The 22175-nt window shown below is 70.1% G+C and carries 13 protein-coding genes; 7 read left to right on the top strand and 6 right to left on the bottom strand.

Annotated features, from left to right (window positions below):
* Positions 1-58 precede the first annotated feature (58 nt).
* The 7 genes from ACWD1U_RS00965 (at position 59) to ACWD1U_RS00935 (ending at position 11410) form a co-directional block, all read left to right on the top strand.
* Complete coding sequence (locus ACWD1U_RS00965; protein WP_451103540.1) at positions 59-1591, top strand: ABC transporter ATP-binding protein; 1533 nt, start codon at positions 59-61, stop codon at positions 1589-1591.
* The gene (locus ACWD1U_RS00960; protein WP_451103539.1) at positions 1588-2925 is read left to right on the top strand and encodes an ABC transporter permease; all 1338 of its coding nucleotides are present in this window, start codon (positions 1588-1590) and stop codon (positions 2923-2925) included. The genes ACWD1U_RS00965 and ACWD1U_RS00960 overlap by 4 nt, the downstream gene beginning before the upstream one ends.
* Positions 2922-4214: an ABC transporter permease gene (locus ACWD1U_RS00955; RefSeq protein WP_451103538.1), complete on the top strand. Its 1293-nt coding sequence runs from the start codon at positions 2922-2924 to the stop codon at positions 4212-4214. The genes ACWD1U_RS00960 and ACWD1U_RS00955 overlap by 4 nt, the downstream gene beginning before the upstream one ends.
* A 299-nt stretch (positions 4215-4513) precedes the next feature.
* Positions 4514-5656, top strand: coding sequence for an acyltransferase family protein (locus ACWD1U_RS00950; protein WP_451103537.1), 1143 nt, complete (start codon positions 4514-4516; stop codon positions 5654-5656).
* Between the two features lie 455 nt (positions 5657-6111).
* The gene (locus ACWD1U_RS00945; protein ID WP_451103536.1) at positions 6112-7626 is read left to right on the top strand and encodes an LCP family protein; all 1515 of its coding nucleotides are present in this window, start codon (positions 6112-6114) and stop codon (positions 7624-7626) included.
* A 335-nt stretch (positions 7627-7961) separates the two neighbouring features.
* On the top strand, positions 7962-10055 hold the full coding sequence (locus tag ACWD1U_RS00940) for a transglycosylase domain-containing protein (protein ID WP_451103952.1): 2094 nt from the start codon (positions 7962-7964) through the stop codon (positions 10053-10055).
* A 398-nt stretch (positions 10056-10453) separates the two neighbouring features.
* Positions 10454-11410: a transglycosylase domain-containing protein gene (locus ACWD1U_RS00935; RefSeq protein WP_451103535.1), complete on the top strand. Its 957-nt coding sequence runs from the start codon at positions 10454-10456 to the stop codon at positions 11408-11410.
* A 273-nt stretch (positions 11411-11683) separates the two neighbouring features.
* Here the strand turns inward: ACWD1U_RS00935 and ACWD1U_RS00930 are convergent, their stop codons facing one another.
* From ACWD1U_RS00930 to ACWD1U_RS00905, 6 genes are all read right to left on the bottom strand, one after another.
* Entirely contained in the window at positions 11684-13585 is a 1902-nt protein-coding gene (locus ACWD1U_RS00930) for a phospholipase C (protein ID WP_451103534.1), read from the bottom strand.
* Positions 13586-13770: 185 nt separating this feature from the next.
* On the bottom strand, positions 13771-14994 hold the full coding sequence (gene efeB / locus ACWD1U_RS00925; RefSeq protein ID WP_451103533.1) for an iron uptake transporter deferrochelatase/peroxidase subunit: 1224 nt from the start codon (positions 14992-14994) through the stop codon (positions 13771-13773).
* On the bottom strand, positions 14991-16208 hold the full coding sequence (locus tag ACWD1U_RS00920; protein WP_451103951.1) for an EfeM/EfeO family lipoprotein: 1218 nt from the start codon (positions 16206-16208) through the stop codon (positions 14991-14993). Before ACWD1U_RS00920 ends, efeB begins: the two co-directional genes overlap by 4 nt.
* Positions 16209-16488: 280 nt before the next feature.
* Complete coding sequence (lgt, locus tag ACWD1U_RS00915) at positions 16489-17373, bottom strand: prolipoprotein diacylglyceryl transferase (protein WP_451103532.1); 885 nt, start codon at positions 17371-17373, stop codon at positions 16489-16491.
* Between the two features lie 367 nt (positions 17374-17740).
* A complete protein-coding gene (locus ACWD1U_RS00910) occupies positions 17741-18712 on the bottom strand; it encodes a L,D-transpeptidase (RefSeq protein WP_451103531.1) in 972 nt (323 codons plus the stop codon).
* Positions 18713-18778: 66 nt separating this feature from the next.
* The gene (locus tag ACWD1U_RS00905; RefSeq protein ID WP_451103530.1) at positions 18779-21049 is read right to left on the bottom strand and encodes a transglycosylase domain-containing protein; all 2271 of its coding nucleotides are present in this window, start codon (positions 21047-21049) and stop codon (positions 18779-18781) included.
* Positions 21050-22175 lie beyond the last annotated feature (1126 nt).

The raw sequence follows: 22175 nt of genomic DNA, 5'->3' as shown, positions 1-22175 counted from the left end.
TCGCCGGGCGGGCGCACCGCGCGCCACCCGGCGACAGGCCCGCCACCGAAGGAGAACCGTGCGCCTGGAACTGCGCGGCATCACCAAGCGGTTCGGCCCGCTGGTCGCCAACGACCACATCGACCTGACCGTGGAACCCGGCGAGATCCACTGCCTGCTGGGCGAGAACGGGGCCGGCAAGTCGACGCTCATGAACGTCCTCTACGGGCTCCACCAGCCCGACGAGGGCCAGTTGCTGATCGACGGCGAGCCGCGGACGTTCCACGGACCGCGGGACGCGATCGCCGCCGGGATCGGCATGGTGCACCAGCACTTCATGCTGGTGCCGGTGTTCACCGTCACCGAGAACGTGGTCCTCGGCGACGAGCAGGCCGGCCCCCTGGGCTGGCTCCACCGCCGCCGGGCCCGCAGCGACGTGCGCGCGGTGTCCGAACGTTACGGGCTCGCCGTCGACCCGGACGCGCTCGTCGAGGACCTGCCGGTCGGGGTCCAGCAGCGCGTGGAGATCATCAAGGCCCTGATGCGGGACGCCCGGGTGCTGATCCTGGACGAGCCGACGGCCGTCCTGACCCCTCAGGAGATCGACGAGCTGTTCACGGTCATGGACATGCTGCGGCAGTCGGGGACGTCGATCCTTTTCATCACGCACAAGCTGAAAGAGGTCAAGGCCATCGCGGACCGGATCACCGTCATCCGGCGCGGCCAGGTCGTGGGCTCCGCGGACCCCTCGATGAGCGAGGCGGAACTGGCCGCCCTCATGGTGGGGCGCGCCGTGCGGCTGGTCGTCGACAAGGCCCCGGCCACGCCCGGCGACCCCGCCCTGCAGGTCACGGACCTGACCGTGCGTGACGGCGGTGCCGCCGTGGTCGACGACGTGACGTTCACGGTCAGGGCCGGGGAGATCCTCGGCATCGCCGGGGTGCAGGGCAACGGCCAGTCGGAACTGGCCGAGGCGATCCTCGGCCTGCGCGAGGCGACCGGCTCGATCCTCCTGGACGGCACCGAGCTGGTCGGCCGCACGCCCCGCGAGGCCCTTGCCGCAGGGGTCGGATTCATCCCGGAGGACCGCTCGCACGACGGCCTCGTCGGCGACTTCACGGTCGCGGAGAACCTGGTCCTCGACCTGTACGACAGCGCGCCGTTCTCCCGCGGTCTGTCGCTGGACCTGGCCGAGATCGGCCGCAACGCCACCGCCCGTATCGCCGAGTACGACATCCGGGCCCTGTCACCCGCCGTGCCCGCCGGCACGCTCTCCGGCGGCAACCAGCAGAAGGTCGTCGTGGCACGGGAGATGTCCCGGCCACTGCGGCTGCTCGTCGCCTCCCAGCCCACCCGCGGTGTGGACGTGGGCGCGATGGAGTTCATCCACCAGCAGATCGTGGCCCAGCGCGACCGCGGATGCCCGGTCGTCGTCGTGTCGACCGAACTCGACGAAGTGGCGGCCCTCGCCGACCGGATCGCCGTGATGTACCGCGGCCGGATCGTGGCGGTGGTGCCACCGGACACCTCCCGCGAAGAGCTCGGACTGCTCATGGCGGGGATCACCGAGGACGCGGCCGAGGAGCAGGCCGCGGAACGGAGACAGCCATGACCCGGCCCGACCAGAAGGCCCCGCACGGCACCGACGGCCTCCCGCCGGACACCGCGCATGCCCGGACCGGCCCCAAGAGGGGAAGCGACCTGGGCGCGCTGGCCCGCGCCGTGTTCACCGCGCAGAACTCCACGCTCGTCACGGTGCTCGCCGTCGTCGTGGCCCTGGTGGCGGGCGCGGTCCTCATGGTGGTCTCCGACCCGCAGACGCTGGCGGCGTGGAACTACGTCTTCGTGGCGCCCGGCTACACGCTGTCCGCCACCTGGAAGGAGATCGCCTCCGGCTACGGCGCGCTGTTCGACGGCGCGATCCTGCGGCCGGACACGCTGACCCAGGGTTCGCTCACGCTGATCCTCAAGCCCCTCACGGACACCCTCGCCCGGGCCACGCCGCTCCTCTTCGGCGGCCTGGCCGTCACCGTCGCCTTCCGCGCGGGCCTGTTCAACATCGGCGGCCAGGGGCAGCTGATCTTCGGCGCGATCGCGTCCTGCTGGGTCGGCTTCGCCTGGCATCTGCCGGTCGGCGTCCACCTCCTCGCGGCCGTCCTCGCGGGCGCGCTCGGCGGCGTGCTCTACGGCGCCGTCGCCGGACTGCTGAAGGCGTACCGAGGCGCCCACGAGGTGATCGTCACGATCATGCTCAACTACGTGGCGCTGTACCTGCTGAACTGGGTCATCAACACCAGGGAGTTCCACGACCCGACCGCCAGTGGGCAGGCGATCTCCAAGTCGGTGGACGCCGACGCGCAGCTGCCGCACATCTTCGGGTCCGCCCTGGCACCGACCCTCGGCCTGCCGCTCGCGCTCGCCGCCGCCGTCGCCGTGGCGTGGCTGCTGAAACGTTCCGCCAGCGGGTTCGAGATCCGGGCCGTGGGCCTGAACCCCGACGCCGCGCGCACCGCCGGCATCAGCGTCCGCCGTGTGCAGGTCACCGCTCTGGCGCTGTCGGGCCTGCTGTTCGGCCTCGTCGGCATGTACCAGGTGCTCGCCGCGCCGTCCGCGTCCGCCGCGCTCACCCCGAACCTCGACGCGAACCTCGGCTTCGACGCCATCACGGTCGCGCTGCTCGGCCGCACGAGTCCGTGGGGCGTCGTGGGAGCGTCGCTGCTGTGGGGCGCGCTGGACGCCGGCTCGGCCACCATGCAGGCGAGCGCGGGCATCCCGGTCGAGATCGTCGAGATCGTCCAGGCCCTGATCGTGATCTTCGTGGCGGCGCCCCGGCTCATTCAGGAGATCTTCCGGCTGCGCGCCTCGCGCGCCGACGGGCCCGCCCCGGCCGCGCCCGGCCCCGCCGCACCGACCCCCGCTTCGCCGCTTCCGGAGGCAGCCTCGTGACCGCCGTATCCATCGCCGCCGCGCCGCCTCGCCCGCGCACCGGACGCAACGACCGGACAGTGGGCGTGGCCCAGGCCCTGGCCGGTGCGTACGGGCTGTGGGCGTTCGCACTGGGGAGCCGGACGGCCCACGGGGCGAAGGCCGTCTTCGGCCTCGCGCTGCTCGGCCAGAGCGGCGCCCAGCTGGGCGACCTGACCGTGCCGGCGCAGGCCACCGCGGCCTCTCTCGCGACCGTGAGCCTCCTCTGCGGGCTGGTGCGCGCGACCGTGCCCGTCGGCGTTCGGGTACGACGACTGCTGACGCTCGGTTACCTGATCGCCTTCGTCCTGGCCTTCATGGTCTGGGCCGCCGCGGGCCGGCAAGCCGGGTCCGTCAACATCGCGGGCATCCTGCAGAACACCCTCGTGGCGGCCGTCCCCCTGACCCTCGGCGCGCTGTGCGGCGCGATCTGCGAACGGTCCGGAGTGGTCAACATCGCCATCGAGGGCCAGTTCCTCGTCGGAGCGTTCGCCGCCGCCATGGCCGCCACGATGACCCACTCGCTGTGGGCGGGCGTGCTCGCCGGCTGCCTGGGGGGCGTGCTCATGGGGGCCCTGCTCGCGGTCTTCGCCAACCGCTACCACATCGAGCAGGTGGTGCTCGGTGTCGTGCTGAACCTGTTGGCCGGCGGGCTCACCGGGTTCCTGTTCGACCGGCTGATGTCCTCGGACTCAGCCACGTACAACAACCCGCCGATCTTCAACGCGATCCGCGTCCCGGGCCTCGCGGACATCCCGCTCATCGGCCCCGTGCTCTTCGACGAGAACGTGCTGTGCTACGCCACCTACGTCCTCACCGCGGTGGTGCACATCGCGCTGTTCCGCACCCGCTGGGGCCTGCGCACCCGGGCTGTCGGCGAGCACCCGACGGCGGCCGACACCGTCGGCGTCAAGGTCCTCGGCACGCGCTACCGCAATGTCGTCATGGCCGGCGCGATCTCCGGGCTCGGCGGTGTATGGCTGACGATCGGCCAGGTAGGGGCGTTCACCAAGAACATCTCCTCCGGCATGGGGTTCATCTCCCTGGCCGCGCTGATATTCGGCCGCTGGTCCCCGCTGGGCGCCATGGGAGCGGCCCTGCTGTTCGGCTTCGCCACCGGGCTGAACGACTCCTTCGGCTCGCTCGGTACGCCGATCCCGAGCCAGTTCCTGGCGATGGCGCCGTACCTGGCGACCATCTTCGCCGTCGCCGGCCTGGTCGGCCGGGTACGGCCGCCCGCCGCGTCGAACAGGCCGTACCTCAAGAGCTGACCGCCGCGGCGCGCGCACGGCGCTGGGCACGGCCGGCGCGATCACCGCCGTCAGGGCGCCGGGTACGGGCGCGGGGCGACCGGCGCCGCGGCCCCACGGTGGGCGGCCGGCCTGCCTGGTCGCGCTTGGCGGCCCTCTGGGCGGACTGCGTGAACGGGTGAAACGAGAAGCTCGGCGTGCGGAACCGTGAGGGGCGGCCCCCGCCGATGTGATGCTCCCCACGAGCCCGGAATGAAAGGTGATGTTCGGGCAAGGCTCACGCTCATGCCTCACACGCACAACCCTCGGCAGGTGACGTGATGGCGGCGACCGGGGCAACCCGGACGCCGCCCGCCACAGCGACCGCAGTCGAGGCCGCCCCCACAACTCCGGTGCCCTCACTGCCGTCACTCACGGGACTGAGATGGATGGCCGCACTGCTGGTCTTCGGGCTGCACGTGCGCAACTTCGGATATTTCACGGGTACCGGCGGGCGTATCGAGGCGTGGGGGTTCGGGGCCGGGGCCACCGGGGTGTCGTTCTTCTTCATCCTCTCCGGCTTCGTCCTGATGTGGTCCGCACGGCCGGGCGACCGCGCGCGGGCGTTCTGGTGGCGGCGTATCGCCCGGATCTATCCGGTCCACCTCGTCACCGCCGCGATCGCGATGATCATGGGATTCACCCTGGCCCATCAGGCGAAGCCCAGCCTGTATCAGGCACTGGCCAATGTGCTGCTGTTGCATTCCTGGTGGCGCCCCTGGTGGCAGACGCTGGATCCCGTCAGCTGGTCGCTGGCCTGCGAGGCCTTCTTCTATGCCGTCTTCCCGCTGCTGGCTCTCTGGCTGCGACGCCTGGGGGCCCGGGGATCGGCCGTCCTGGCCGGGGCATCGGTGCTGGCGGTGCTGGTGCTGGCCTGGTCGGACGCGCACCACTGGCTGGGCCAGCCGCTCTACTCCTTCCCCGCGGCCCGCTTCCCCGAGTTCGTCCTCGGTGCGGCCGTCGCCCGCGTGGTCAGTCTCGGCCGCTGGCGGGGGCCGAGCCTGGAGGCCTCACTCGCTGTGGCGATCATCGGCTACTTCCTGGTCCCCCAGGTCCCCGCCGGATACCCGGCCACCACCTGCACCGTCATCGGCTTCGCCCTGCTCATCCCGGCGGCGGCCGTCGCCGACCTGCGTGGCCTCCCCTCGCTGTGGCGGCACCGAAGGCTGGTGCGGCTGGGGGAACTCTCCTTCGCCTTCTACATGATCCATCTCCTGGTGCTGCGGATCGGCACCCACCTGCTCGGCACCTCCCCGCACTTCGGGGTGCTGCCCGCGCTGACCGCCACCCTCGTCGCGTTCACCGTGGCGCTGGGGTTGTCCTGGGCCTTGTACGAGGGTCTGGAACGCCCCGCCAGGCGGCTGCTGCTGCGCGGCCGCCGTGCCAAGGGCACAGGAGACGCCGGCGAGTTCGCTTCGGCCTGAGGTCGCAAGGGTTTTCGCGGCCTCATCCACCAACCAGGTGGTGCGCGGCCCCCTGGATACGCCCTCGACGCCGGGGTCTCCGTGCGCCAGGGCCCCGACGGCGTGCGCCCCCCGCGCGTAGGCACCGTCGGCATCTCTGCGCCAGTGGGCCCCAGTGAAGGCGAAAGGCGATATGCGTCACGCCGCCGGCCGGAACGATCAGCCCGGTTGCACCGTCTGCTACGAAAAGAGGCTCGTCGACGCATCGCCTGGGTGCGGCTCGGCGTCCAATCAGCGCCGAAGTGACCGGCTCGACCCCGTGACGGTGAGACATGACGGACATTTCACATGGTCGACGCGGGTCGGCCAGAACCCGCACGCGTGACCAACGGTCCGGGGTGGACACGTCACGACACGGCCGCTCGGGCGATCACCGCCGGGTGCACAGCCGCAGGGCGCGGCGGGCGCGGCGTCGGATGGCCAAGAAGCTCGGCATCGTCGCCTGTGTGCTGCTCGTGCTGGCGGTCGGCGTGGGGGACATGCTGTACGAGCATCTGAACAGCAACATCAAGTCGGTACCGCTGTCGGGTGCCGGTGGCACGGAGAAGGCCGACGCGTCCGGTGGCAGGCCCGTCAACGTCCTGCTGATCGGTTCGGATTCCCGTGCCGGTGCTTCGGACTGCAAGCTCGGCGGCGACTGCGGAGCGGGGCAGAACGCGGACGTCGAGATGGTCGTGCACATATCCGGCGACCACTCCAACGCCACCGTCATGAGCGTGCCGCGGGACACCGTCAGCGATATCCCGGCGTGCAAGGACAGCCAGAACCACACGTCGGAGTCCGGCTACACCGGAGCGATCAACAGTGCGCTGCAGTACGGCCCGGCCTGTCAGGTGGCCGCCGTTCACCATCTCACGGGCATTCCGATCGACCATTTCGCCGTGATCGACTTCTCCGGTGTGGTGAGCATGTCCGACGCGGTGGGCGGAGTTCAGGTCTGCGTCGACGACAACATCTACGACCCGTACTCGCATCTGAAGCTGTCCAAGGGCGATCACACCCTGAAGGGGACGGCCGCACTGCAGTGGCTGCGGACCCGGCACGGGTTCGGCGACGGCAGCGATCTGGGCCGTACGTACGCGCAGCACGAGTATCTGAGTGCGCTGATGCGCACGTTGCACAGCGCCGGCACGCTCGCGAACCCGGCCGCTCTCTACGGCATCGCGAACGCGGCGACCAAGGCCCTCACGGTGGACACCGGGCTGGACAGCGTCACCAAGCTGATCGGCCTGGCCGAGGCGCTCAACCAGGTTCCGACGAAGCGGATCACGTTCACCACCATGCAGACCATGCCCGATCCCGCCAACCGCAGCCGGGTCCTCGTGGGGCCGGACGCGCAGAACCTGTTCAACATGATCATCAACGATCAGTCGGTGACGGAGGGCAGTTCGGGGAAATCGTCGACCGCGAATCCGACGCCTTCGCACACCTCGGCGCAGTCCGGAATCCCGCACTCCCGGATCGCCGTGCAGGTCGAGAACGGCAGCGGTGTGACAGGGCTAGCCGCAGCCGTCGCCCAGGACCTCCTCGGCGACGGCTTCAGCCCGGGGACCACCGCTTCCAACGCCCCTACGTCGGCGTCGGCGACCGACGTCGAGTACCCGCCGGGCCGGCAGGCGGACGCCCAGGCGGTGGCCGCGGCCTTGAAGATTCCCGGCAGTCGCCTGAAGCAGGACGGCAACGTCTCCGGGGTGACGCTCCTGATCGGCTCCGACTGGAGCAGCGGCAGCACCTTCCCGCACTCCGCCGGTGGCGCCCCCTCGGCAGCCGGCACCCGGCAGGCTCTGTCCAGTGCGCACGCCGAGACCGCGGACCGGGCCGACACCTGCGGGCAGGTGAGTACCGAAGACACCGTCGAGATCAACGGTGTTCCCATGACGCCGACTCAGGCATACGCGATGTCGCCCAAGGTCGCGAGGTCAGCGCCCTGACGGTCCCGAATCGCACAACCGGCCCCCCCGCCCGCGCGGTGACCTCCATACCGCGATCCGGGTGACCTCCGCGACGGCGCGGCGCGGAACCGCCCTGCCCATGTGGTGCCGGCGGTCACACGGCTGACGGCCGGCGGGCAGGTGCTCGGCCCGTGCGCGGGCCGCGGCTGCGAAGGAGCCAAGCACGTCTGCGCGTCCGCGGCTTGTCCCGTTCGGTCCGCAGCCGCAGTCAGTGCTGGGCACTCTCGCCGCCGGCGCCGCTGTGCCTTCGCTGCGTAAGGCGGGCTGCGGAAGCGCTCATAACATCGCGACGTACGCTGCGCGCCATGAGGTACATGCGTTCGGGCCGGGCCCGATCCGCGCGATCGCGGGCATCAGCCACATCCTCGGGAACGACGGCCGCGCAGACGTTGAAGTTTCTCGGCGTGAGCGCACTGGCCGGAATCGTGCTGGCCGGCATCGTGCTGTCGACCACCGGCGTGATCGGACTGTCCGCCAAGGGCGTGGCGACCGGCTTCGACCGTTTGCCCGGCGACCTCGAACGTCCGCCGCTGAGTCAGGCGTCACACATCCTGGACGCCGACGGCGACCTCATCGCGACCGTCTACTCCCGGGACAGGACCGTGGTCCCGCTCAGCCGGATGAGCCCGGTCATGCGGAAGGCCATCGTCGCCGTCGAGGACGTCCGCTTCTGGCAGCACGGTCCCATCGACCCCAAGGGCGTGCTCCGAGCGGTCGTGAGGGACACCGAGGCGGGCGGCGCCGCGCAGGGCGCCTCGACGCTGACCCAGCAGTACGTCAAGAACGTCCTCATCGAAGAGGCGGGTGACGATCCGACCGCCGTGGCCCAGGCCACCTCGCCGACCCTCGGCCGCAAGATCCGGGAACTCAAGTACGCGATCGAGGTCGAGAAGGAACTCGGTAAGAAAAAGATCCTGGAGAACTACCTCAATATCGTGTCGTTCGGGGAGCAGTCCTTCGGCATCGAGGCGGCCTCCGAACGCTACTTCAGCACGCACGCCGAGGACCTCACGCTCCCGCAGGCCGCCCTCTTGGCCGGCGTCGTCAACGGGACCACGCTGTACGACCCGATCAAGCACCCCCAAGCCGCCCGCGACCGCCGCGACATCGTCCTGCAGCGCATGGCCGACGTGCACGACATCACCCAGGCGCAGGCCGACACCGCCAAGAAACAACCTCTCGGCCTGAAGGTCACCACGCCCGAGAACGGCTGCATCACCGCCGTGCGCGGTGCCGGCTTCTTCTGTGACTACGTCCGCGAGGCCTTCCTCAGCAGCCCCGTCTTCGGCAGGACCGCGCAAGAGCGCGCTCAGCGCTGGAACACCGGCGGCCTGACCATCAGGACCACCCTGGACCCCAAGGCCCAGGACGCCGTCCAGGCATCCATCACCCGGCACGTGCACAAGACCGACTCCGTCGCCACGGCCGTCACGCTCGTCCAGCCCGGCACCGGCAGGATCCTGGCGATGGGACAGTCGCGCCCGTACGGCTTCGGCAAGAACGAGACACAGATCAACCTCAGCGTCGACCATGACATGGGCGGTGGAACCGGCTTCCAGTCAGGCTCGACGTCCAAGCCGATCACCGCCGCCGCGGCGATCGACGGCGGTACCGACCCCAACACCGTGCTGTCGGCGCCGTATTCGATGAACTACCCCAGTCCGGTGAGCACCTGCGGCAAGCCGTGGGTGCGCAATCCCACCGATCCGCCGCTGTCCAACGAGGACAAGTCGGAGGTCGGCCCGATGAACATGAAGAAGGCGATGGCCCTGTCGGTCAACACCTACTTCGTCCAGCTCATCGGCAAGACCGGTATCTGTCCGGTGGTCCGGATGGAACGGAAGCTCGGCGTGCGGCAGGCGAACGGCGCTCCACTGCAGCAGGTCCCCTCCATCACCCTGGGCACCCAGCAAGTGAGCCCGCTGACGATGGCATCCGCCTACGCCGCCTTCGCCGACAAGGGGATCCACTGCACGCCCGTGGCGATCACATCGATCACCGACGCGAGCGGCAAGTCGCTACCGGTACCGCAGAGTTCCTGCAACCGGGCGATGTCGCCGAAGACCGCAGCGACCCTCAACACGCTTCTCAAGGGTGTGGTCGAGGACGGTACCGGCAGGCAGGCAGGCTTGAAGAGCCGCGACAGCGCGGGAAAGACCGGTACGACCGACAACCGCTGGGCCGCGTGGTTCGTCGGTTACACCTCGAACCTGGCCGGCGCGGTCTGGGTCGGCGGTCCGTCCCACAACGTCTCCATGACCGACATCACCATCGGCGGCGTGTTCCACAAGGAGGTCTTCGGCGCCGACACCCCCGGTCCCATCTGGCGCGACGCCATGACCGGCGCCCTCGCAGGCACCGCCTCGCCCCCGCTGCCCACCGTCCGACTCGCTGCACGCAAGCCGTAGACGACGTAGCGGACATCAGCAGGACCCGCCGCGCTGCGCGCTTCGCCGAGCCGTCTGTCGTGGCTGCGGGGTCGCGGCGGCGCCGCTCCGCAACGGTCACGCCCGGCCAGGAAGGCATGCTTATTTCGGGCATACGAGGTTTTGTCGCACCTCTCAGGGAAGTCTTAGGTAGCTCTCATCATCTCGGAGCACTCTCAGTTCCATGACAAAGACCTCCCGCCGAGACGGCGGAGCCGGCGCTTCAGCGGCCGGGCGTCCCGCGGCGATTCGCCGTGAGCGGGCATACCGCCGCGGGTCCGGGACCGGCAGGGCGTACCTCTGCGGAGCGCGTCCTTGCGCCGGCCGACTGCCGGCCGACGCGGTGTCGTCGCGGTCTTCTTGGGGCTTGTGAGAACGCCATGGACGGGACCCGGGTCCGCGTGGTTCAGCGCGGTACGCCCTTCGTACGTTCGCGGAACGCGGGCGGCCCTGGGCGGCTGCGGCGCTTCCTCGCGCTGTGTGTCGGCGCGGGCGCGGCGACGCTGTTCGTGCTCGTCGCCCGTTCGTTCGGCTACACGCTCGACGTCGCCGTGGTGCTCGGCCTCTATGCCGGGCTGACGGTGTTCGCTGTGGCCGGGGCCGAGGTGATCAGCCGAGGCATGCCCGGATGGCTGCGGCGCTGTGTGCGCGGCACACTCGTCATGGCGCTTTCGGCGGCTGTGCTGTGCACCGCGGGCGGGGCCGCCCTGCTGGCGGTCACCCCCGGAGTGAGCGACGCGGAGCAGCGGGTCCGTGCGCTGGACGCCGAGCGGGGGGTGAGCGACATGGCCGTTCCGACGCCGCCCAAGGTGGCTGCGGCCCTTGTCGCCACCGAGGACTCCCGCTTCTGGCGCAACCCGGGCATCGATCCGGTCGGCATCGCGCGGGCGGGCAAGGTGTGGCTGGAGGGCGGGGGAGGAGACGGGGGTGGTGCGACACTCGAGCAGCAGCTCGCGAAGATGCTGTACACCAACGGCCGACGGACGCGCATCGACCAGGTCGAGCAGGTGGTGCTCGGCCTGAAGCTCGCCCATGACTACCCGAAGACAGCGATCCTCCAGATGTATCTCGCGGTCGCCTATTTCGGTCACGGCTACTACGGACTGGAGACCGCCGCCCGCGGCTACTTCGGCACCACCCCGAACCGGCTGACGTGGCCCCAGGCCGCTCTCCTGGCCGGTCTTGTCCAGGCACCGTCACTGTACGACCCGCTCCGCGATCCGGGTCTCGCGCGGGAGCGCCGCGCGGAGGTGCTCGGACGCCTGGTGGCCGTCGGCGACTTGACCCCCGTCCAGGCCCGCGCCTACACCGCCGGCCCTCTCGAGGTCTCCCCGTGAGGACGGAGCGGACGGTGGCGGAATCGTCACCGGGGTCCGGTTCGGGCGGGCGTCGAGCTGTCGGAGCCGGGGGCGACCAGAGCGACGGCGACCAGCACGGGACCGAGGGTCAACGGACCGGGCTAGATCGGCACCGGTGGCCGCGGAGTCGCCGCCCGCGTTTCCTCCACGGCCGCAGCCGTCCCGGTGGCACTCGGGGCACCACCGGGACGGCTGCTGTCGGATGCGCGGGGAGCGGAATCACGGCCGCCCCGGCTGTGGGGGCGTCAGAGGTCACATGGTCGCGGTCGTGCCCCTGGCGCGAGCCCTGCGGCGGTGCAGGGTGAACGCGGTGCCGGCTGCTGCGGCTGCGGCAGTGAGGAGGCCGGCGCCGAGGGTGATCGGCAGGGCCGGGGAGGCCGGGCCGGCGTCGGCGACGTTCTGTGCCTTGAGGTCCTGGATGTACGGCGGGTACGGCGTCTTGTCGGAGGCGGCCGTGGCCGTCCGGGTGTAGTGCGGGATCTTCTTCACCGACTTGACCGAGCCGTCCGAGTTCAGCAGGACCTGCTGGTCGTTGGGACGCCGGAAGTCGAACATGTGGGTCAGGGTGCCGGCGCGCTGGTCGAAGGAGGCGTCGCCGATGCGGCCGGTGTGCCAGTTGTTCTCGATGAACTGGGTGATCGACGTCTGCTCGGTGGCGGTGTGGTCGACCTTGTCGACCTTGCTGTACGGGGAGATGACCAGCAGCGGCTGGCGGGTGCCCGGTCCGCAGCGGTCCTTGTAGCCGCCCGCGGCGGCAGGGCCGGACTGGCAGGCGGGGCTGTCGAGGGCCTTGCCGTTGGAGCCGAGGACGGAGTCCGTGGAGCCGTTCAGCACCTTGGAGGTGACGTGGTCGTACCAGCCGTCGGAGTCGTCGTAGGCCACCACGACCGCGGTGGACTTCCACTCCGGGGACTGCTGGAGCGCGTTGATCTCCTTGACGAGGAAGTGCTGTTCGTCGACGGGGTCGGAATAGCCGGCGTGGCCGTCCTGGTATTCGGCGGCCTTGAGGAAGCTCACCGCGGGCAGGTTGCCGGCCTTGAGGGCGGCGTCGAAGTCGCTCAGGTCGTAGTTGTGGTTGGCGCGGCCGCTGTGCCCGATCTCGGCGACACTCGCCGGGGCCAGGTGGTGGGGGTTGGCCGTCGACTTGTAGTACGCGAACGGGTTGTGGTGCGGGCTGTAGTCCTCGACCGCCGCGCCGCCGACGTTGGTGTGCGTCGTACCGCCGCACTGGGCGTAGCCGCCCTGCTTGCCGTCCCACGCGGTGGACGGGCGGAAGCCGCCCTGGAACCAGCCCCAGGTCACGTCCTTGGCGTTGAGCAGGTCACCGATGTTCTTGCCCTGCATCGCGGCGAGCGCGTTGGTGGCGGTGTGGTCCTTGTCCGCACAGTCGTCGTAGGCGGGGTCGGGGTCGTTGGTGACCGTGCCGACGCCCTGGGCGTTCGGAGAGACGACGGTGTACGAGTCAGGGGTCTTGGTCTGCTTCGGGTTCTCCGTGCCGGAGGCCGGGTCGACCGAGATGACGCCGTGGGTCTGGCCCGAGACCAGGTTCAGCGCACCGGGCGTGGAGGGGCCGTAGACCGAGCTGAAGGACCTGTCGTTGAGGGTGTAGTGCTGGGCGTAGTTCCACAGCGCGGTGACGGTGTTGCCGTCGTAGTAGTCCATCACCAGCCCGGGCTCACCGAACAGGCCGCTGCACTTGCTGACTTCGGTGTTCTCGACGTACTTGTCGGCCTTGCCGCCGTCGGCCGCGTACTGCTCCGGGCCGTAGGAGTGGTTCTGGTCGCAGGTCATGGCCTGCGAACTGCTGAGCCGCTCGGGGGCGTACAGGTTCGGGTTCTTCGTCAGCAGCCCGGCGGTGAGGAGGTCGTCGGTCTTGGGGGTGTGCGCCGCGGCCTTGAAGGTGGTGCCGTCGGTGTTGGCGGCCTGGGGGTAGGTGGCGAAGTAGTGGTCGAACGAGACGTTCTCGTCGTAGATCACCACCAGGTGCTTGATCGGCGTCGCCGTGCTGGTGGCGGAGGAGCCGGGGCCGCCGTGCGCCGAGGCTGCCGACGCGGGGACGGCGCCGCCCGCGGTGGCCAGGGCGGCGGCGCCGAGCAGAGCGCCCACGCGAGCCAACCGGCTCCGCGCGCCTGGAGTTCTTCCTGTGCCGATCATGCTGTCTCGCCTTCCGAGAGCAATGAGTTCCGCTGCCACGACGTAGGTGGCCATGGCATCCACGACGGGATCTTGGGCCATCGTGGCGGCGGGGCGGGGGAGCGACAACGACGGGAGCGAGAACGTTCGGTCAGGAAATGCTCATGGCCTTTTGGAGTGTTCTTGACCGGTATGCGTCGGCGAGATCAAGCCAGCATGCCGCGTCCCAGCCAGTCGGACGCGTCCCGGACACCGGGCAGGGCGAAGAAGTAGCCGCCGCCGAACGGGGTGACATAGTCGACCAGGGGTTCGCCTGCCAGCCGCTTCTGCACGGTCTCGAACTGACGGGCCAAGTCCTGCTGGTAGCAGCAGAACAGCAGGCCCATGTCGAGGTTGCCGTTGCTGTCCATGCCGCGGTCGTAGTTGTAGGCGCGGCGCAGGATGCGCTGGTCGGCGGTGACGGGGGTGCGCGGGTTGGCCAGCCGGATGTGGCTGTCCAGGGGGATCACGTCGCCCTTGGGGTCCTGCGGGTAGTTGGGGGTGTCGCTCTCGTGGCGTCCGTCCAGGGGCGCGCCGGTGTCGCGGGCACGGCCGAACATCCGCTCCTGCTCGGTGAGGGAGACCCGGTCCCAGAACTCGACCAGCATGCGGATCAGTCGTACGACCTGGTAGCTGCCGCCGACCGCCCAGTCCGGCTCCCCGGCACCGGCACCCACCCACACCAGGCGGTCCATCTCGCGGGCGTCGCGCACGTCGGGGTTGGCGGTGCCGTCCTTGAAGCCCATGTGGTTGCGGGGGGTGCCGGAGGGGCGGGGCGGGCTGACGAAGCCGTCCATGCGCCAGCGCACCTGCATGCCGCCGCGGGTGTGCCGGGTGACGTCGCGCAGGGCGTGCAGCACCGTGTCCGGGTGGGCGGCGCAGAACTGCACGCTCAGGTCGCCGTGGCACCAGGCGGCGTCCAGATCGTCGTCGGGGAACGACGGCATGGCCGTGAGGCGGTGCGGCTTACGGTCGGCGAGGCCGTAGCGGTCGTCGAAGAGCGAGGCACCGACGCCCACGGTGACGGTCAGTCGGTCGGCCGGGATGTCCGTGCCGAGGGTGCCGGAGTCGGCCGGGGGAGCGGTGATGCCGAGCGAGTCCGGGCTGCCGCCGGTGGTGAGGAGACGGGCCCGTTCGGTGAGCGTGCGCAGCAGGTCGGCCAGTTCACCGCGGTTCTCGGTGGTCGTGTCGAAGGACACGAACACGGTGGCGCGTTGCGCCGGGGTGGTGATTCCGGCCTGGTGGTGCCCGTGGAAGGCGATGCCGGCGTTTTCGCGGGGCTGTGCGGCGGCGGTTGCGGCGCCGTGGTCGGCTGCCACGAGTCCGGTGCCGGCCACGGCGGCCGCCCCCGCCAGGAAGCCCCGGCGGCCTACGCGGTTCAAGCGATTCACGCGGTCCTCCGTACGTCGGTGAGGGCGGCCACGTCCGCGAGCCGCTCGACCAGCTCGCCCACGTCCGCGTCGACCTTCTCCCGCTGCGCGCGGGTGAGTCGGCCCAGCGGTGTCCAGCGGCCGTCGCGGTCAAAGGCGTCAAGGGTGTGCTGGGTGCGGTTCATCCAGGAGTCGAGACCGGCGAGGCCGCTGTCGCGGGTCTTGAGCAGCGGGTGCAGGTAGCCGAGCAGTACGCGGGTGCCGTCGAGGTTGGCGCGGGCGGTGGCCAGATTGGTGCCGCTGCCGTAGTCGGTGCGGCCGGTCAGCTCGAACTGCGAGGTGTTCTCCAGGATTTCGTGCGCGCGCAGGCCGACATCGGCCGGGTCCATCCGCTGGGTGGGCCAGCTGTCGCGCAGCGCGTGGACGGCCTTGGCGAGCCGGTCGGCCGGGCCGCGCAGGTCGCTCGCCGACTCGCCGTGCCACAGGCCGTACTCAAGGCGGTGGAAGCCGGCGAAGCGGGGGTCGTGGACTCCGCCGGACAGCCCTGCCGTGGTCCCGTTGATCTCCGAGTCGGCATCGCCGAACGTGCCGTACGCGGCGCCCATCCGCTCGTACACCAGGTGTGCGGGCAGCCAGGCGGCCCGGGCGGCGATGAGGTCGCCTCGGTCGACGGCGTCGCGCAGCGCGTCGGTCTTCTTCGCCAGTTCGACCGTGCGGGCCCGGATCCACTTCTGGTAGGCGAGGGTGGGCGGGATGAGGTCCTGCTGGGAGACGGGCACGGCGGCCGGTCCGCTCTTCGCATCGGCGCCGGTGACCCGCACGGTGGGGCCGGTGACGGCGTCCGCGTCGTCGGGCAGGCACTTGAAGGCGTACGAGCCGTTGCCGAGGGTCACCGGCATCGGGCGGACGGTGCCCGGGGCGAGCCCCTCGACTTCCCCGTGGACCGCGCCGCTCGTCGGGTCGGTCAGATACACCTCGGCCGCCGTGCTGGAGACGTTGCGCAGGTCGAAGACCTGGCGGCCCGGCGCCGGGTGAGTCCAGCCGTGTCCGCAGTCGGAGGGGGCGATCTCGACGGTGGTGTGCCGCAGGCCGTCGGCCGCGACCGATGCCTTGGTGCTCTTCCCCGAGCCTCCCGCCGTCAGCACACCCGCGGTCACCGCTGCCGCGGCCGCCAGGGCGCCGCCCGCGAGCAGCGCCGTGCGCCGACGGGAGGCGGGGTGGGGCCGAGGCGGCATGGCGCTGGATGCGGCGTTGGTTTCGAGGTCGGTTCCGGGCACGCCGGGCCTCCCGGGAGTCGTACGAACGAGGCGGCGCAGATGAGCCTATGCAGGCCGCGGGGCCGCAACCTCGTTCCTGACCAGGTCCTGACCAGAGGAAAAGCCAGAATTCGTCCGCAGTTCACCCCTTGCGCGATCGATCGTGGGCGGACGTGCCGTGGGCAGCGGCGGGCCGGTGCGTCATCCCGTATACGGCCCCCGGTCGCGGCCCGCGACGTCTCCGCGTCCGGGAGGGCTGTCACCACCGCTTTCCGCCGGACGGCTCGGCCGGCTCCGGCACTGCTTCCTCGCCGTCGGCACCCGGGTGGGGCGCGTCGTCGTCCGGGTGCGGACGGCGGGTGGCGATCAGGTACACCAGCGCGCCGGTGAACAGGACCAGGCTGACGTAGTCGTTCAGCCGCAGGCCCAGGAAGTGGTTGGCGTGGTCGATGCGCAGTGCCTCGATCCAGGTCCGCCCGGCGGTGTAGGCGAGCACGTAGCAGGCGAACAGGCGCCCGCGTCGAAGCCGCGTATGCCAGCGGCGGTCCAGGTACAACAGGAGCGCCATCACGCCGAGGTCCCAGAGCGACTCGTACAGGAACGTCGGGTGGTACAGGGCCACGTTCGGGCTGTCGGCGGGGCGGTGGGCCGGGTCGATGTACAGCGCCCACGGCAGGTCGGTGGGGCGGCCGTACAGCTCCTGGTTGAAGTAGTTGCCCCAGCGGCCGATCGCCTGCGCCAGCACCAGTCCGGGCGCGACGGCGTCGGCGAAGTCGGCCAGGCGGATGCCGCGGCGGCGGCAGCCCAGCCAGGCGCCCACGGCGCCCACCGCCACGGCGCCGGGGATACCCAGGCCGCCGTCCCATATGTAGAGGGCCCGGATGGGCTGCTTTCCGGCGGTGAAGTACAGCTCCGGGTCGGTGATCACGTGGTAAAGGCGGCCGCCGAGGATGCCGAACGGCACCGCCCAGACCGCGATGTCCGCGATGTCCTCCCGCCTGCCGCCCCGCGCCTCCCAGCGGCGGCCGGTCAGCCACACGGCGGTGAAGATGCCGGCCAGGATGCACAGCGCGTAGGCGCGAATCGGAACCGGCCCGAGGTGCCACACCCCCTGTGAGGGGCTGGGAAGGTACGCAAGGATCATGAGCTCGAACCGTTCTCCACGTGCAAGATCCAGCCGTCGGCCGGGGACGACCCGATGGACGACACGTCGGACACCGAGGCATCGGTCGGGCGGGTGTCTGTGAGTGCCGGGCAGGTCCGCGTCGACTGCCCCGTGTGGGTTGCCCCGCGGCCGTCGCCGGTGCCGTGCCGGCCCTGTTCACGCCCGCCGAGTTCCTGGGCGAGGCGGGCGACGGCCCGGCGCCGGGCTGACGCGCGGTGAGGCGGCTCGCCGGTGTCCGCTCTCGGTGCGCAAGCCATTCGGCGGGTGTTTTTGATGGCTGTGGGCATGGTGCCGCCAGACTCTCCTTGGCTCAGCTGTGAAGTCGCGGGATCGGTCACGTCATCGCCTACACGCGGCTGGTCGTCCGCGGTCCGGTCGCGCTGGCGGACAGCCACTGGGACCAGGGGAGGTTGAAGTCCGCGTAGCCGTTGTCGCCTGCGGCGTTCCCGCGAGGCGAGCCGGTGATGGTGACCGGGTCGCCCTGTTCGACGTAGTGGTAGAACCACTTCGCCTCGGACAGTGACAGGTGGACGCAGCCGTGCGAGCCGTAGCCGTGGCCGGGGTGGGGGTCGCCGGTGGAGTAGTGGACGTAGGTGCCCGACGTCGTGAGGTGCACGTCCCAGGGCAGGTTGAGGTCGTAGTAGTCGGGGTTGTGCTTGTCGCAGGTGATACCGACGCTGCAGGACGTCATCCGTACCTTGGGCTCTTTGTCGATCACCGCCATGGTGCCGTCCCAGGACGGGAAGGTGGGGCTGCCGGCGTCGATGGGCATGGTGCGCACCAGTCGGCCGTCCCGGGTGACCTTCATCCAGTGGCCGGGGACCGACACCGTGGTCTCGACGTCCGGCCCGATGGTGAAGCTGTGCCGGTAGTCGCGCAGTCCGTACCGTCCGAAGCCGTCGCTCACGTCCTTGAGGCCGGCGTTCAGCGTCACCTTCGTGCCTGATGGCCAGTATGTCCGTGGCCGCCAGTCGACCCGTGTGCTGCTGAACCAGTGCCAGGCGCCGGTGACCGGTACGGAGGTGGACACCTTGAGGTGGCGCTCCACCGTGGCGCGGGCGGAGGAGGCAACCGGATCGGTGAAAACGACGGAGACCGGCATGGCCACACCGACGGTGCCGCCGGGCTCGGGAACGATGCTGTCGAGCAGCATCGGCGGGTGTGTCGGTGACGGACTCACGCTCGTACGCGGCTCCGGCGAGGAGTGCGCCGCGGCGTGGGACACCGAGGCCGCGGCGCTGCCGTCGCACCCGCTCGCGCCTGCGAGTACCGCGGTTGCCAGCAGGGCCACTGCCATGCCGTTCTTGAGACTTCGCATGCTCGACTCCCCATCATTGTCCGGCGGGCGTGGTGGTGAACTGCACGTAGCGCGGGAGCCTCGCGGTCATCGGCGTGGTGATTGCGCGCCGGCGTTCCCTTGCTTGCCGCCTCCTGAGCCGAAGAGGCCGCCTGCCAAGCCGTCGGTGCTGGTCGGCGAGGGGGAGGGGGTGGGGGCGGTGGGGGAGGTGCACCCGCCCGGGATGTCGCTGCACGGCGTGATGGACGGGGACGGTGTGGGTGTGGTCGGTGAAGGGGTGCTCGAGGGCGACTCGGTGGGGGACGCCGAGGGGGTGGGGGACGGGGCGCCGTTCTCGTCGGCTCCCTGGCCGAGTGGCGGTGCCGGAGGGAAGGACTTCACGGGTTGGCCCTGGAGCGCGGCGGACATGTAGCCGAGCCACACCTGGGTGGGCATGTCCGCTCCGAAGACCTTGCTGTAGCCGCCGACTCCGGACATGGACTTCAGGCCCGAGTTGCCGGAGCCCTCCTTGAACATGGTGACCGCCGTGGACAGTTGCGGGGTGTAGCCGATGAACCAGGCGGACTTGTAGTCGTCCGTGGTTCCGGTCTTGCCGGCGGCGGGGCGTCCGAGGGCAAGGGCGTTGGTGCCGGTGCCGTGCTCGACCACGTCCTGCAGCACGTTCGTGACGGTCTCGGCGGTCGAGGCGGGCATGGCCCTGCTGCCGGCGGGCGGGGTGAAACCCGACAGCTGGCGGCCGCCGTCGAGGACCTTGGTGACCGAGTAGGGCTCGTGGTGGACCCCGTCGGCGGCGAAGGTGCCGTAGGCGTCGGCCATGCGGATGGCCGACGGGGTGGAGGTGCCGATGTAGAAGCCGGATGTGTCGTACTGGAGGGTCTTGCGCAGCAGACCGGCCGCCAGCGCCTCGTTCTCCACGTTGCCGTAGCCGACGTACTCGCCCAGTTGGACGTACGGGGTGTTGACCGACTGCTCCATGGCCTTGCGCAGGGTGATGTAACCCCACTTGGTGGAGACGTCGTTCTGCTGGTGGAGCAGCCCCGTGGGGTCGCTGCCGTCCGGGAGGTACTGTCCCTGCTGGTTCTTGATCTCGATGCCGTTGTCGCCGTCGAACTTGCTCTCCGGCGTGATCGGCGACGGCGGCTGCCCGGGGGAGAGGACCGCGCCGTGGTCCAGGGCGGCGGCGAGGACGAACGGCTTGAAGGTGGAACCGACCGGCACACCCGAGCTGTTGGCGTTGTCGGTGTAGTGGCCCTTGTTCCAGCCGTCACCGCCGTACAGGGCGACGATCGCTCCGCTGGTGGGGTCGACGGAGGCGGCACCGACCTGCACGTTCCGGTCCGCCGACCGGTGCTTCGGGTCCAGGTGCTGCCCCCGCATCCTGGCCACCGAGGCGCTCAGCTCGGCGACCTGGTGCTTGTCGAAGGTGGTGTAGATCTGGTAGCCGCCCTGATTCAGCTGCTGGTCGGTGACGGACGAGTGCTGCTCGACGTACTGTTCGGCGATCTGGACCAGGTAGCCGACCTGCCCGCTCATCGAGCCGGAGGCCGTCATCGGTTTCGGCACCGGGAAGCCCTCCCGCAGATACCGATGTTCCTGCGTGCCGCTCAACTTCCCGATGGCGACCATCCGTCCCAGCACGTACTTCCAGCGGGCGGTGGCCTGGGCGCGGGCCTGCGGGTCGTCGGCGTTCATCATCACGCTCGGCTCGTTCACCGTGGCGGCCAGGAAAGCTCCCTGGCTGACGTTCAGCTTCTCCACGGGAAGGTGGTAATACGCCTGGGCGGCGGCCTCGATGCCGTAAGCGCCGCGGCCGTAGTAGTTGCTGTTCAGATAGCCCTGCAGAATCTGCTGCTTGCTGAGACTGTTGCCGATCTTCAAAGAGATCATGATCTCCTTGAACTTGCGCGACAGGGTCTGGCTCTGGCTGAGGTAGGTGTTCTTCACGAACTGCTGCGTGATGGTCGACCCGGACTGCACCTGGCCGCCGTCAGCCATGTGGTAAAGCGCCCGCAGGATTCCCTGCGGGTCGACACCCGGATCAGTGTAGAAGGAGGCGTTCTCCGCCGCGAGGAAATCCCACTGCACATCGGACGGAACCTGCGACAGGCTCACGTTCTGCCGGTTCACCTGCCCCACGCTGGCCATCTGCGAGCCGTCCGACCAATAGAACACGTTGTTCTGCAGCTGAGTGTTCGGATTGACACTCGGAATCGTCACCGACGCGTAGGCGAGGCCAACCGCGCCGACCATGCCGCCGAACAGCAGCACGAAGAGGGCCAGCACCTGCTTCCACGACGGCAGCCAGCGCCGCAGACCGCGTCTGCCCGTCCGCGGGTAGTCGATCAGACGCCTCTTCACGGGAGCACCGCGCCGGGAGGAAGCGGCCTGACGCGCACCCGGGCCCGGTCCTTCCGCCTTCCCGCGTGCTGAGCGCCGGTTCGCCGTCTTGGCGGCCCTGCGCATCTCCGCTCGGGTCATTCGGGGCTGCCCACCCGCAGCCCCCGTCCCCTCCGCCGGATACTGGCCGGAATGACCCCGGGAATTTCGCGAAGGAGGCCCGCTACGGTAATCGCTCATCCTTGCTGCCTTCAGTGAGATACGCATGCCGGAGTAGTTCCTCCGGCACTGTCGGTGCCTGCCCCCGTGGTGGTCGCGGCGGAAGCCGGAGCCTGGGCTGCGGCTCCATGGCCGACGCGGCAGTTCCAGGCGTTCGTTGCCGTAGGAGGCGTAACAGCCCCGGTTCGGTTGCCTCCCGCAGCCGGCCGATCGGCCCAGCCGAAAGACCGCCCCGCCGTCCGCGTGTGCGCGGACAGCGGCTCTGCCTTACCGGAAAAGGGACCGGTGTCAAGCTGAGCCTAAAAGGATTGAGCCGGCGAGAGCCGACATTTGGCGCCCTGTTGACCGCTCCATCGATTCGAAATGACCTCCGGCTGACCGCTTCGATACTTCGCCGCGCGACGTCTCGGTCCGCCCGGGTGCCGTCGGCGGTTCCCAGGGAAGGGCTGAGGGTGTTACCGAACCCGGGGACAGGAGCCGCCGCACCATGGCCGACAACCCACCCACAGCAATCACGGCGGCCCCGGACGAGGCACCGCTCAGCAGTTTCACGCTCGCGCCGCGGTCACGGCGGGAATGGGGTTGTCGCCGATGCCTGCGAATTGTTCATCGTGGGAACCGTCGGCACGCTGATTCAACCGCGCAGCGGCACCTCATTGCGTCACAGGCGGGATTCATCAATTCGGTCTCGCCGGTCGGCGCATTTCTGGGCGCGTGTCTTGGCTGAACGCTCCGGTGATTCGGGAGCGGAGGTTCCCGGTCACGGCGGAGCGGTCGGTTACGTTGCCTTCCGCTTCCAGCGCCGTATACACCCGACGGCGTGCTTGCCCTCTCGAGGAAGACGCGCACGTGCTGACACGCGACGACATACGGTGTGCCCGGTACGAACCCGAGGGCAGGATGGAAAGTGGGGTTTCAGCAGCCTGTC

The sequence above is a fragment of the Streptomyces sp. NPDC002788 genome (genome assembly GCF_053592115.1).
This window is presented reverse-complemented; position numbering and strand designations above follow the sequence as displayed.